A 12,331-nucleotide genomic window follows, 5' to 3' on the forward strand; every position below is an offset into this window, starting at 1 on the left:
ATTTCCCTGTGGTGGCCATGGTTTCCTCACGCCCGATCGAAGTCGGCGTCGATCACGTCGTCGTCCTCGGCCGGCTCTCGCTGCGGCGGCGGGCCGCCGTCTCCGCCCGGCCGTGCCGCGCTGAGCCCGGCCAGCACCTGCTGCAGTTCCGAGGTCAGCTCGCGCACCCGGTCCAGCGGTGCGTTCGACTCGACGGCTTCGCGCGCGTCGGTGATCAGCATCTCCGCGCGCGCCTTCTCGTGCGCCGGCGTCTGGTCCGTGATCGCCTTCTCGGCCTGGTAGGCGACGCTGTCCAGCAGGTTGCGCGCCTCGACCTCCTCGCGCAGGCGCTCGTCGTCGGCGCGGTTGCGCTCGGCCTCGCTGACCATCCGCTCGATCTCGGACTTGTCGAGGTTCGAGCTCTCGGTGATCGTGATGCCCTGCTCGGCGCCGGTGTCCTTGTCGCGCGCGGTGACGTTGACGATGCCGTTCGCGTCGACGTCGAAGGTCACCTCGATCTGCGGCTCGCCGCGCGGTGCCGGCCGGATGTCCTTGAGCTGGAACCGCCCGAGCACCCGGTTGTCGGCCGCGAGCTCGCGCTCGCCCTGCAGCACCACGACGTCGACCGCGGGCTGGTTGTCCTCCGCGGTGGAGAACACCTCCGTGCGCCGCGCCGGGATCGTCGTGTTCCGCTCGATGATCTTCGTCATCACGCCGCCGCGGGTCTCGACACCCAGGGACAGCGGGGTGACGTCGAGCAGCAGGACGTCCTTGACCTCGCCCTTGAGCACCCCGGCCTGGACGGCTGCGCCGAGCGCGACGACCTCGTCCGGGTTGACGCTCATGTTCGGGTCCTTGCCGTTCGTGAGCCTGCGGACCAGGCTCTGCACGGCGGGGATCCGGGTCGAGCCGCCGACGAGGATGACCTCGTCGATGTCGTTCGCGCCGACCTTGGCGTCGGACATCGCCTGCCGGACCGGGCCGAGGCAGCGCTCGACCAGGTCGGCGGTGATCTGCTCGAACTCCGAGCGCCGGACGGTCGCGGTCAGGTGCTTCGGCCCGCTCGCGTCGGCGGTGATGAACGGCAGGTTGACACTCGTCTGGGCGACCGAGGACAGCTCGACCTTGGCCTTCTCCGCCGCCTCGAACAGCCGCTGCAGTGCCTGCGCGTCCTGCCGCAGGTCGATGCCGTTGTCCGCAGCGAACTTGTCGGCGAGGAAGTCCACGAGCCGGCGGTCGAAGTCGTCGCCGCCGAGGTGGCTGTCGCCCGCGGTGGCCCGCACCTCGACGACGCCGTCGCCGACGTCGAGCAGGCTCACGTCGAACGTGCCCCCGCCGAGGTCGAAGACCAGCACGGTCTCGTGCTGCTGGGAGTCCAGTCCGTAGGCCAGCGCGGCCGCGGTCGGCTCGTTGATGATCCGCAGGACGGTCAGCCCGGCGATCTTCCCGGCGTCCTTGGTCGCCTGACGCTGTGCGTCGTTGAAGTACGCGGGCACGGTGATCACCGCTTCGGTCACCCGCTCGCCGAGGCTCTTGCCCGCGTCGTCGGCCAGCTTGCGCAGCACCTGCGCGCTGATCTCCTCCGGCGAGTAGAGCTTGCCGTGGATGTCGAACCGGACGACGCCGCCCTCTCCCTCGACGACGTCGAACCCGACCGCCTTGGCTTCGTCGGACACCTCGTCGAACTTGCGGCCGATGAACCGCTTCGCCGAGTAGATGGTGCCCTTCGGGTTGAGGATCGCCTGGCGGCGGGCGAGCTGCCCGACCAGTCGTTCGCCGCTTTCGGTGAACCCGACGACCGACGGGGTCGTCCGGGCCCCCTCCGAATTGGGGATGACCCGCGGCTCACCCGCTTCCCAGACGGCGATCACCGAGTTGGTGGTGCCGAGGTCGATGCCGACCGCCTTGGCCATCACGCACCCCCCGGCTCCGGGCGCAGCTGCGCCAGCAGCGCCCTGGCCTCGTCCGCGACTTCGGTGTCGGCGACGACCTCGTAGCGGGTCGGCGCCATCGCGCGGACCGACGCGAAGTCCCGGCGGCCACGCTGCAGCGCGTGCGCGGCCAGGCCGAAGACCGCCCCGACGATCGCGCCGAAGACGAGCCCGTAGAGGGCGAGCGTCAGCGTGGCGAGGACCGGGGTGAACCAGTTGAACAAGCCGAACAGCCAGCCGATCAGGAGCCCGGTCAGCGCTCCGGAGCCGGCGCCGCGCAGGGCGGCGCCGCCGAAGCCGAGCCGGCCGATGACCTGCTCGACCAGCTGCACGTCGCGTCCGATGATGGCGGTCCGCTGGACCGGGAAACCCCGGTCGGAGAGGAAGTCGACGGCACGCTCCGCGTCGCGGTAGTCGTCGTACGACGCGATGGCGACGCGTTCGGGAGCGTGGCGTGGGGCGGGCGCGGTGGCGCCCGGCTGTGCGGTCATGGCTCGTCTCCTAGGCGTTCGCGTGTTCTTCGGCCCGGGCGTGGGCGGGCTGGCCCGTGCGGTCGTCGGTGAGCTGCTGCCGCTCGTCGCGGCTCCCGATCTCGACGCGGCGCGGTTTGCTCGACTCCGCCACCGGGATCCGCAGCGTCAGGACGCCGCGCTCGAAGTCGGCCGACAGCCGGGTGGTGTCCAGGTTGTCCCCGAGGAACAGCTGGCGGCTGAACTCGCCCTGCGGCCGCTCGTCGATGATCAGCTCGGCGCTCTCGTCGCGGGACGGCCGCCGGGTCGCCCGCACCGTGACGACATTGCGTTCGACGGACACGTCGACGTCGTCCGGATCGATTCCGGGCAGGTCGAGCGCGACGAAGAATTCGTCACCGCGGCGGAACGCTTCCATCGGCATCGCGCGGGGTGCCGTGCGCCCGCTCAGCGCCTGTTCGCTCAGGCGTTCCCAATCGCGGAAAGGATCGAAACGCATCAAAGTCATGGTCTAGTCCAATCCGGGGCGGATCGTCCTGCCGGGAGTGTCCGATCCGAACCGATTGCGCGTTGGATTGTCCGGCGGGCAGGCCTTCCTGCGTGCCACCCCGGCGTGCGGCGGCGGGGTGCCTGTCCGACGCCTTCCACCGTGGCAAAGGCGCCCGCCGCCCGCGTGCGCCCGGCAGGCCGAATTTCCGGGAGCCTTATCGGCCCGGCAGAACAGTTGCCGACGGCGTAGGGTGCGAAAGACCAGGTCGGCGTCGGGGAGGCCGGAAATGACGCCCGAGGGCGATGCGGTCCCCCGGGACCCGGAAGCGAAAACGGACAGCTGGTGGCGCGTCCAGCTGTCGAATCTCTACGGCCTCTTCGCGATTTCGATGATGATGTTCGACGGCCGCGAAGCGGCGGACATCATGCGGCTCGCCGCGACCTCGGTGCCGTCGCTGAGCGGTTGCACGACCGATGCGGCCTACCTCGTCGACGAGGACGGCGCGGTCACCGCACAGAACGGTGCGGAGGACGCCCATCCCGGCCTGGGCGCGGAAGTCGAGCGGCTCGACGGGCAGAGCGGGCGGGTCGAGCTGGCCGACGGCCACTGGCACTGGTGCCACGCGCTGCACGGGCTGGGCGGCCTGACGGGCTACCTCGTGGTCCGGGCCGAGCAGGCCCCCTCGCGGGACGAAGTCTTCCTGCTCAACTCCCTTTGCCAGCAGACCGCCGCGGCGCTGGCCAGCGCCGCGCTGCTCAAGCGGGAGCGGCGGCAGTCGGTGGCGTTGCGGGAGCTCAACCACCAGCTGGCGACGTCGGTGGAGCGGCTCAAGCAGCAGACGCAGGTGCACGACGTGCTGTCCACCATCTCGGCTTCCGGGGCCGGCGAGCCGGGCATCGCCCACGCGCTGCACCAGCTGACGGCGCTGCCGGTCGCGGTCGAGGACCGGTTCGGCAACCTGCGCGCGTGGGGCGGCCCGGGCCGGCCGGACCCGTACCCGAAGGTCGACGCGCAGCGGCGCGCGGAACTGCTCCGGCACGCCGCGACCGTGCCCGAACCGGTCCGCGTGAAGGACCGGCTGATCTCCCTGGTGCGGCCCCGGCACGAGGTGCTCGGCGTGCTCGCGCTGATCGACCCCGGGCGGACCGCCGGCCCGGACGAGGTGTTCGCGCTCGAGTACGGCTCGACCGTGCTGGCGCTGGAACTTTCGCACCAGCGCAGCCTGGCCGAGGTCGAGCTGCGCCTGCGCCGCGACCTCGTGGACGACCTCATCGCCGGCACCGACGACGGGAGCGCGTACGCCCGCGCCGAGGCGATCGGCCACGATCTGCGCCGCCCGCACCAGGTGGTCGTCCTGCGGTGGTCCGGTGACGTCGCCGACGACGTGGTCGCGGAGGCCACGGGACGCGCCGTGACGACGCTCGGGCTGCCCTCGCTCGTGTCGCGCCATTCGGGCGCGGTCGTGTTGCTGGTCGCCGGGCGGCTGGACGGCGCGGCGTTGTACGCCTCGCTGTCGGAAAGCCTCGGTAACGAGGGCGCGATCGGCATCGGCAACCGCTGCGACAGCCCGGCGAGGCTGCCCAAGTCCTACACGGAAGCGGTACGGGCACTCGACATCCGGCGCACCTCGCGGGCCTCGAGCGGGGTCACCACGTTCGACCAGCTGGGGATCTACCGCATCCTCGACACCGGGCAGAACCACGGCGAAGTCGTCGAGTTCGTCCGCGAGTGGCTCGGGAAGCTGCTCGACTACGACACCCAGCGCAACGCCGAGCTGGTCGCGACGCTCGCGCAGTACCTCGAGTGCGGCGGCAGCTACGGCGACACCGCCGCCGCGCTGATGATCCACCGGAGCACGCTGCGCTACCGGCTCGGCCGGATCCGGGAGATCACGGAGCTCGACCTCAACGACGTGGACAGCAGGCTGAACCTGCACCTCGCCACCCGGGTGTGGCAGGTGCTGCGCGGATCGCAGTGACCGGAGGTGACGATGGACCGGACGGAGCGGACCGATCGCGAGGTGACCCTCGGCGGGGTCGCACTGGCGCCCGGTGACCACCTGTGCGTCTTCCACCGGGGGAGGGCCGACCGGGATCGCCTGCTGGTTCCGTTCCTCGCCGAGGGCCTGCTGGCGGGGGACGCCGTGCTCTACCTCGCCGCCGAGGGCGAGCGGGAGGACTTCCGCGACCGGCTGCCCGGCGCGGGCGACCTCGTGCTGACCGAGCCGGAAACCGGCCATCTGCGGAACGGTGAGTTCGCCCCCGACGCGCTCTTCGCGATGCTGGACGGCTGGTCGCGGCGCAAGCTCTGCACCGGTGACCGGCCGTTCGGGCGCATCGTGGGCGACATGGGCTGGGCCGCGCCCCGGCTGAGCTCCGCGCTGATCGGCGCGCTCCTCGCCGAAGAGGCCGCGGTGACCGGGTGGGGGGAAAGCTTCCCGCAGGTCGTCCTGTGCTTCTACGACCTGGACCTGTTCGGCGGCGACCTGATCGTCCCGTTGATCAAGGCGCACCCGAAGTTCTGGATGGGCGGGATGCTCGTCGAAAACCCCTACTACCACCCAGCGAAGGAAACCGACCACCACCCCGACCTCGAACGGAGGATCCCGTCATGACCGGTTCCCGGAAGTTCGGCACCCCCGGCGTCGTCATCGAGCCCGGGCAGCACATCTGCGCGCTGTACGTGGGCGACGAAGATCGCGACCGCGTGCTCCTGCCCTTCCTGGGCGAAGGCTTGCGTGCCGGCGAAAAGTGCCTGTTCGGCGTGCACGAAGACGAGGCCGCCGGGTTCGTCGACCGGCTCGGCGAGGACGTCGACGACATCGACGCCCGCGTCGACTCGGCGCAACTGGACATCCGCGCCGCGAGCGACACGCTGCTGTCGCCGGAGGAGTTCACCGTGGACCGGATCATCGCGTTCTGGGACGAGGCCGTGTCCGCCGCGATGGCCGCGGGCTACCCGTTCGTCCGGCTCGGCGCGGAGGCGCGCTGGTGGCACCCGCAGCTGCCCGGGCTGACCGAGCTGTTCCGGTACGAGGCCGCGTTAAACGACTTCACCAGCCGCTACCCCCAGGCGATCCTGTGCATGTACGACATCTCGCGGTACCGCGAGAACATCGTGCTCGACCTGCTCAAGACGCATCCGCAGGTGCTGATGTGCGGTGTGCTGATGGAGAACCCGTACTACCTGTCCCCGGCGAACCTGGTGTAGCACGAGAGGGAAGTGGCCCGCGGCTGTGTCACCCGATCGCGCTACCCCGGGACGAACTCAGTCGTGCGCCCGCGCGAGGTGCTGGCCGCGGAGGATGGCGTAGAGGTGATCCGGGTCGTGGGGGAAGGGAAACCCCGTGGCACAGGCCCGTTCGGCGTCCTGCCGAATGCCGCGCAGCGCACCGGGGGACAGGTCCGGTACGCCCGGGCCTTCGGTGCGCAGCCACTCGAGCAGGTCGTCCCACCCGGCCCAGTCACCGGCCGCGAGGACCGCCCCCACCGCGGCGCGGTCGAACTCTTCGGCGCGCAGAGCGTCCTCGGTCGTCGCATCGTCCTTTGCGGTCATGGATGGTCGATACCCGGTCTTCCGGACGGCAAACGCCCGGCGTTTGCCGACGGCCGCGCCGGGAACCCGGGAGCTTCGTCCCTCGAAGACCCGAGGAAAGGCTCGAGCATGACCACCCAGCGTGCGCCGGAGGCCCTCGTGGTGGGGCTGCTGACCGATGACGGGTTGCCCAGGCAGGTCGCCGGGAGAATCGCCGACGGCCTGCCCGATCGCCTGGCCCGCGACATCGGCGACGAGACGACCTGGCACGTCGAGCACGACACGCAGGCCCTTCCGCTCACGGCGGAGGGGGACATTCCCATGCTTTCCCTGGCGCGGGAGCGCCGGGCCGAACACGGCTGGGACCTGCTGGTGCTGATCACGGACCTCCCGCGGCGAGCCGGGACGGTCCCGATCGCGTCGGACTACAACGTCGACCACGGCGTGGCGATGGTGTCCTTGCCCGCGCTGGGCGCCCTGCGCCTGCGCAAGCGGGCGCGCCGGCTGATCGTCCACCTGGTCCGGCACCTGGTGGCGCGTCGCGCGGCGAAGGAGGCCGATCCACCGCGGGGGATCTTCGACCGGCTGCGGGACCTGGTGGCGCCGACGCGGCACATCCACGGCCGCGGCACCGCCGACGAGCACCTGGCTCTGGTGGGTGTGCGGGGCCGGGTGCGGTTGCTGGCCGGGATGATCCGGGACAACCGGCCGTGGCGGCTGGTGCCCAACCTCGCCGGAGCGACCGCGGCCGCGGCGGCCACCGCCGCCTACGGCATCATCACGACCTCGTTCTGGAAGCTCGCCGAAGCCCTGCCCACGCTGCGGCTGGCGGGGATCACGGTGCTGGCGATCGTGGTCATGGCGGGCTGGCTGATGGTGCACAACCACCTGTGGGACTCGCCGTCCGGGCACCTCGACCGGCGGAAAGCGGTGTTGTACAACGCTTCGACCGCGCTGACGTTGTCGATCGGCGTGGCGTGCATGTACGCCGTCCTCTTCGGGCTGGCGCTGGTGGCGTCGATCGTCCTGGTCGAAGGCACGTACTTCGGGCAGACTCTCGGCCACCCGGCCGGGCCGGCTTCGTACCTGAAGCTGGTGTGGCTGGCGACTTCCGTGGGCATCGTCGCCGGGGCGGTGGGGTCGAGCGTCGAAGACGAGGACCGCGTCCGCCGGGCGACCTACAGCCGGCGTGAGCGGGAGCGGCAGGAGCGCAACCGCGAGCGCGCCGGCGAAGCCGAGCGCGACGACTGAGCGGCCACCGGGCGGTTACGCGGCCTCGTCGCGCAGGGGCGCCGTCATCGCCCAGCGCACCCCTTTGACCAGCGTGCGTCCGGCCAGGCGGACCGCTGTCGCCTCCGCCAACGGGGCGTAGGGCACACGCAGCTGCGGCCGCGTCCACGCCGGCAGCATTCCGACCGCCGAAGCGGCCAGCACGGCGTAGGGCACCCGTGCGGGCCACGGGATCGGCGGGGTCAGCAGCAGGAACCGGGCCGCCTGCCGCGCGTCGGCGGTGCCTCGCAGCTCCGGGCGGTACGCGGCGAGCGCGTCGTCGAGTTCGGCCCGCGTCACCGGTGGTTCGGGCACACCGAGCCGGCGGGCGATGACCGCGGTTTCGGCGACGTAGCGGTCCCCTCCGCCGTCGTCGAGGGGGTGGGCACCGTAGCGCTGGTGGGCGCGCAGGAAGCTGTCGACCTCGGCGATGTGCACCCAGGTCAGCAGGTGCGGATCGGAGGCCCGGTACGGCCGCCCGTCCGGGGCGGTCCCGGCCACCCGGGCGTGCACGCTCCGGACCGTCGAGACGGCTTCCTCGGCGTCCTCGGCCGTGCCGAACGTCGTGACGGCGAGGAAGGTGCTGGTGCGCTGCAGCCGCCCCCACGGGTCGCCGCGGTACCCGGAGTGCGCGGCCACCGCGGCCATCGCCAGCGGGTGCAGGGACTGCAGGAGCAGGGCGCGCAGCCCGCCGACGAACATCGCGGTGTCCCCGTGCACCTGCCGGATCGGGCTGTCCGGCTCGAACCAGCGCGGCCCGGGGCGGTCGTGGATGCGCGCGCGGTTGCGGGGGCCGTCCGGGCCGGCGATCCGCGCGAAGAGGGCGTCCCGCACCTGCGCGCGCACCGCCGAGAGACCCGATGGTGCGATCGTCGCCATACGCGCTCCAGATGCGATGCAGACCCGGGCGGGCGCCCGCCCGGTCGGATGCCCAGTCTACCTGCGCATCTACCCGTCAAGAAGTCTCCTTCACGAGCGGCCTGCCGACCGCCCAGTCGGCACCGGACGCGGGAGCGCCTTACGTTTGCATCGACCCTGCGTCGATGCGGAAGGTGGTCCCGGATGGCGGGCGAACGGCGGTGCGCGGTGCTGGGTGCCACCGGGTTCGTCGGCACCGCCCTCGTGGCCGACCTCGTCGCCGCCGGTCACCCGGTGCGGGTGCTGGCCCGCTCGGACCACCGCTTCCCCGGGCCCGTCGAGGTGACGCGCGGGGACGCGGCCGACCCGGCCGCGCTGGCGGACGTGCTGGCCGAGGCGGACGTGGTCTACCACCTGGTGCACTCCCTGCGAGAACGCGACTTCGCCGGCCGCGACCGCGTGATCGCCGAACGCGTCGCCGAGTCGGCCGCCGCGTCCGGCGTCCGGCAGCTCGTCCACCTCGGGGGCCCGCGCCCGGCCGCCGCGACGTCGCCGCACCTGGCCTCGCGGTCCGAGGTCGCCGACGTGCTCCTCGCCGGCGCGGTCCCGGCCCTCGTGGTGCAGGCGTCGATGATCGTCGGCAGCGGGTCGGCCGGCCTCGAACTGCTGGCGCGCACGGCCCGGCTCCCGATCCGCCCGCGGCCGCGGTGGACCGCGCGCCGCAGCCGGCCGGTAGCGCTCGCCGACGTCCGGCACTACCTGCGCGCCGCCGCCGGCAGTGCGCCCGTGCGTGGCCGGTTCGACCTCAGCGGGCCCGAACTGATCAGCTACGACGACCTGGTCCGCCGGTGCGCGCGCATCCTGCGCCGGCCCGGGGCGCTGACGGTGCCGGCGCCGCTGTGGTCGCACCCGGTCGCCGCGGTGGTGGCCGGGTGGGGCTCGCCGGTCCCCGCGTCCGTGGCCGCGCCGCTGTTCGCCTCGCTCGACCACGACCTGCTGCCCCTCGACACCCCCGTCGACGCGGTCCTGCCGCCACCGCCGGGGGGACCGACCAGCCTCGACAACGCCCTGCGCGCCGCGCTCGGCGCACCGGCGCCGCCCGCTCCCCGAGGTCGAGCCCACGTGGGCGAGCACATCCGCCACACCCGGGCCGCGCCCGGCCGGGTCTGGGACGTGATCACCCACCTGGGCGGCGCCGGCGGACGGTTCCCGCCCGCGCTCGCGTGGGCCCTGCGCGGCGCGCTGGACCACGTGCTCGGCGGGGCCGGGCTCTACCGCGGCCGCGCGCGGCGGCCCGAGCCGGGGGACGTGCTGGACTTCTGGACGGTCCGCCGCCGCGACGACACCCGCCGCGAACTGGTCCTGGCGGCCGAGATGCGGCTGCCCGGCGACGCCGAGCTGACCCTGCGCGCCGAGCCCGCCGGCGCCGGAACGCGCCTGTGCCAACGGGTCCGCTTCACGCCGGCGGGCCTCGCCGGAGAGCTTTACTGGTACCTCCAGAAACCCGGCCACGACCTCGTGTTCGCGTTGCTCGCCCGGTCGATCCTCGACCAGGCCGAGGACGCCACCCGCTGATCGGCGCCGTCAGGCGTGCGCGAGCCGGGTGCCGCGCCGCCAGATCGCCCGGGTGTTCAGGGTGTCGCCGATGTCCGTCGTCGGGTCGCCGTCGACGAGCAGGAGATCCGCGCGAAGTCCCTCGGCGATGCGGCCGCGGTCGCCGAGGCCGAAGCGGCGGGCCGTCGTCGCGGTGGCGGCGCGCAGGGCTTGGGCGGGCGTGAGGCCGGCGGCCACGAGGTACTGCAGTTCCTGGTGGAGGCTGGCGCCGTGGGCGAGGCCGCCGAAGAAGGTTTCCGGCATGGCGGCGTCGGTGCCGGCCAGGATGTCCACGCCCGCGGCGGCCAGCGCCCGCACGGTCGCCAGGACGTCGTCGAGGCTGCCCTGCGGGTAGCGGTCGTAGCTGGACCGCAGGGTTTTGTCCCACCGGTCGTCGAGGCGGCGGGCCACCCGGGGGTCGTCGGCGAGGGCGCTGCCGGTGATGCCCGTCATGGACGCGTCGAGGCAGACGCACGGCACGACGAACATGTCCGCCTCGGCGATCAGGTCGATGATTTCCGTGGTGTGCGGCCGGTCCATGAAGACGTGGACGACGCCGTCGATGCCGGCTTCGGCGGCCATCCGGGTGGCGTCGAGGGTCAGCGTGTGCGCGACGGTGAGGGCGCCGTGCTCCTTGGCCGCAGCGACGCCCGCGTCGAGCGTGGCCTGGTCGAGCATCGGCAGCCCGGGATGCCCTTCGACGCTGCCGTCGTCGATCATGAACTTGACGTAGTCGGAGCCCCGCGCCAGGAGCTGCGGGACGAACGCGGCGGCCTGCTCCGGGGTGGTGGAGAACGGCATCAGCGGCATCACCGGTGGCAGCTCGCCGGCCGGCCGGAACCCTTCGGGCATCAGCTCGCTCGGGTGTCCGCCCGGCGGTGTGATGGCGAAGCCGGAGGACCGGACGTCGGCCACCGTGTCGTCCGCGGCGATGTGCGCCCGGTTCTCGCGGGTGTTCATGCCCTGCATCTCCAGCTCGGTGGTGACGCCGAACCGCAGCGCCAGCGCCAGGGAGCCGGGCGCGGAGTGGACGTGCGCGTCGATCAGGCCGGGCAGCAGGGTCGCGCCGCGGCCGTCGACGACTTCGGCGCCCTCGGGCACGTCGCCGCCGACCTGGCGGATCTTCCGGCCGTCGAGGACGACGGTGCGCACGCCCAGGGGCTTCTCCCCGTCGAAGACCCGGGCGCCGGTGATGGCGGTGGTGGCCATGGCGGCCTCGCTTTCTCGTTCGCGGTTACATACCTAATGCTATGGAGTTCTCCACTGGTATGCAAATGTCGGGAGTACTACGCTCCCCGGGGTGAGCAGTTCCGCCGGAGAGCCCCTGCTGGACCAGATCGGCCCGGCGCTGTCACGGCTGCGCCGGCGCACGCCGGCGTCGAACCGCGACTTGTCCCGCAACCTGGTGCTCAACGTGATCGCCGACGCGCCGGGCGAGATGACGGTCGGGGGGCTCGCCGCGGAGATGGGCGTGGTGCAGCCGGTGGCCAGCCGGACGGTCGCGGCCTGCATCGCCGACGGCCTGCTGCGGCGGGCGGCCTCCCAGGCCGACGGCCGCCGGACGGTCCTCGAGCTCACCGAGCGCGGCGAGGCCGAGCGAACCCGGTTCGCCGCGGAGCAGCGCGCGGCGTTCGAGGAGATCACCGCCGCTTGGTCGCCGGAGGAACGTGTGCAGTTCGCACGGCTGCTCGTCCGCTACACCACTGACGCGGGCGCCTGGTCTCGCCGGTCCTGACCGCTCTCGCTGAAGAAGGACCGAGGCCTATTTCCCGAACCGGCTGCTCCCGGCGTGCCAGTCATCGGTCGCGCCCGGCTCTGCGCCGTGACGCCGAAGGACGGCAACTGCGGGCGCTCGCGCAGGCTGCGCTTCGGCTCCGCGAAGCCGGGGAACCGGGCCGACGACGTGGTCCCAGAGCTGTGCGGCCTGCGCCTTGTCCGGCAGCCTGCTGATCACCGGCCCGAAGAACGCGACCTCGTCCGGCGGTTCGAAGTGGATGATCGGCGTGCCGACGTCCTTGCCGGTCAAGGAAAGCGCCTCGTCGGACTCGGCCTGGATCTCGGCGTCGCGGGCGCCGAAAGCCGCGTACAGCGGGCCGATCGCCTCGCGGCCGTGCTGCTCCCGAGCCGCCGACGCGACCCGCAGCAGCCGCAGGCCCGCGGTGTGCTGGGCGGGCACTCCGGCGGGAAGTGCGTGTCGTGGTCGACGT

Annotated in this window: 13 protein-coding genes; 6 read left to right on the forward strand and 7 right to left on the reverse strand. The window is 72.7% G+C overall.

The annotated features are described in order from the left end of the window. Positions 1–26: 26 nt before the first annotated feature. From dnaK to ACYVLJ_RS19515, 3 genes are read right to left on the reverse strand one after another with little or no spacing between them, the layout of a single operon-like run. A complete protein-coding gene (dnaK, locus tag ACYVLJ_RS19505) occupies positions 27–1,892 on the reverse strand; it encodes a molecular chaperone DnaK (protein ID WP_451985559.1) in 1,866 nt (621 codons plus the stop codon). Next, complete coding sequence (locus tag ACYVLJ_RS19510) at positions 1,892–2,401, reverse strand: YflT domain-containing protein (RefSeq protein WP_451985557.1); 510 nt, start codon at positions 2,399–2,401, stop codon at positions 1,892–1,894. Before ACYVLJ_RS19510 ends, dnaK begins: the two co-directional genes overlap by 1 nt. 10 nt (positions 2,402–2,411) lie before the next feature. Beyond that, positions 2,412–2,888, reverse strand: coding sequence for an Hsp20/alpha crystallin family protein (locus ACYVLJ_RS19515; RefSeq protein ID WP_451985555.1), 477 nt, complete (start codon positions 2,886–2,888; stop codon positions 2,412–2,414). A gap of 268 nt (positions 2,889–3,156) precedes the next feature. Between ACYVLJ_RS19515 and ACYVLJ_RS19520 the strand changes: the two genes are divergently transcribed. From ACYVLJ_RS19520 to ACYVLJ_RS19530, 3 genes are read left to right on the forward strand one after another with little or no spacing between them, the layout of a single operon-like run. Then, positions 3,157–4,848 (forward strand): PucR family transcriptional regulator, encoded by a 1,692-nt coding sequence (locus ACYVLJ_RS19520; protein WP_460439684.1) that lies wholly within the window; start codon positions 3,157–3,159, stop codon positions 4,846–4,848. A gap of 12 nt (positions 4,849–4,860) precedes the next feature. After that, complete coding sequence (locus ACYVLJ_RS19525; protein WP_460439685.1) at positions 4,861–5,484, forward strand: MEDS domain-containing protein; 624 nt, start codon at positions 4,861–4,863, stop codon at positions 5,482–5,484. Continuing rightward, the gene (locus ACYVLJ_RS19530; RefSeq protein WP_460439686.1) at positions 5,481–6,080 is read left to right on the forward strand and encodes an MEDS domain-containing protein; all 600 of its coding nucleotides are present in this window, start codon (positions 5,481–5,483) and stop codon (positions 6,078–6,080) included. Before ACYVLJ_RS19525 ends, ACYVLJ_RS19530 begins: the two co-directional genes overlap by 4 nt. 57 nt (positions 6,081–6,137) lie before the next feature. Here the strand turns inward: ACYVLJ_RS19530 and ACYVLJ_RS19535 are convergent, their stop codons facing one another. After that, positions 6,138–6,425: a hypothetical protein gene (locus tag ACYVLJ_RS19535; protein ID WP_460439687.1), complete on the reverse strand. Its 288-nt coding sequence runs from the start codon at positions 6,423–6,425 to the stop codon at positions 6,138–6,140. Between the two features lie 108 nt (positions 6,426–6,533). On the opposite strand from ACYVLJ_RS19535, the gene ACYVLJ_RS19540 reads away from it, so the two are divergent. Further along, positions 6,534–7,655 carry a hypothetical protein gene (locus ACYVLJ_RS19540; RefSeq protein ID WP_460439688.1) on the forward strand — a complete coding sequence of 374 codons (1,122 nt, stop codon included), beginning with the start codon at positions 6,534–6,536 and terminating at the stop codon, positions 7,653–7,655. A 15-nt stretch (positions 7,656–7,670) separates the two neighbouring features. On the opposite strand, the gene ACYVLJ_RS19545 is transcribed toward ACYVLJ_RS19540, so the two are convergent. Then, entirely contained in the window at positions 7,671–8,552 is an 882-nt protein-coding gene (locus tag ACYVLJ_RS19545) for an oxygenase MpaB family protein (RefSeq protein WP_451985543.1), read from the reverse strand. A 183-nt stretch (positions 8,553–8,735) separates the two neighbouring features. On the opposite strand from ACYVLJ_RS19545, the gene ACYVLJ_RS19550 reads away from it, so the two are divergent. After that, positions 8,736–10,106, forward strand: a complete 1,371-nt coding sequence (locus ACYVLJ_RS19550; protein WP_460439689.1) for a DUF2867 domain-containing protein — start codon at positions 8,736–8,738, stop codon at positions 10,104–10,106. 9 nt (positions 10,107–10,115) lie between these two features. Here the strand turns inward: ACYVLJ_RS19550 and ACYVLJ_RS19555 are convergent, their stop codons facing one another. Beyond that, on the reverse strand, positions 10,116–11,333 hold the full coding sequence (locus tag ACYVLJ_RS19555) for an amidohydrolase family protein (RefSeq protein WP_460439690.1): 1,218 nt from the start codon (positions 11,331–11,333) through the stop codon (positions 10,116–10,118). Between the two features lie 91 nt (positions 11,334–11,424). Between ACYVLJ_RS19555 and ACYVLJ_RS19560 the strand changes: the two genes are divergently transcribed. Continuing rightward, on the forward strand, positions 11,425–11,859 hold the full coding sequence (locus ACYVLJ_RS19560; RefSeq protein ID WP_460439691.1) for a MarR family winged helix-turn-helix transcriptional regulator: 435 nt from the start codon (positions 11,425–11,427) through the stop codon (positions 11,857–11,859). A 27-nt stretch (positions 11,860–11,886) separates the two neighbouring features. Here ACYVLJ_RS19560 and ACYVLJ_RS19565 read toward each other — a convergent pair whose 3' ends face one another. Then, on the reverse strand, positions 11,887–12,300 hold the full coding sequence (locus ACYVLJ_RS19565; protein ID WP_460439692.1) for a mycothiol-dependent nitroreductase Rv2466c family protein: 414 nt from the start codon (positions 12,298–12,300) through the stop codon (positions 11,887–11,889). Between the last annotated feature and the right edge of the window lie 31 nt (positions 12,301–12,331).

Source organism: Amycolatopsis stemonae (assembly GCF_054781455.1).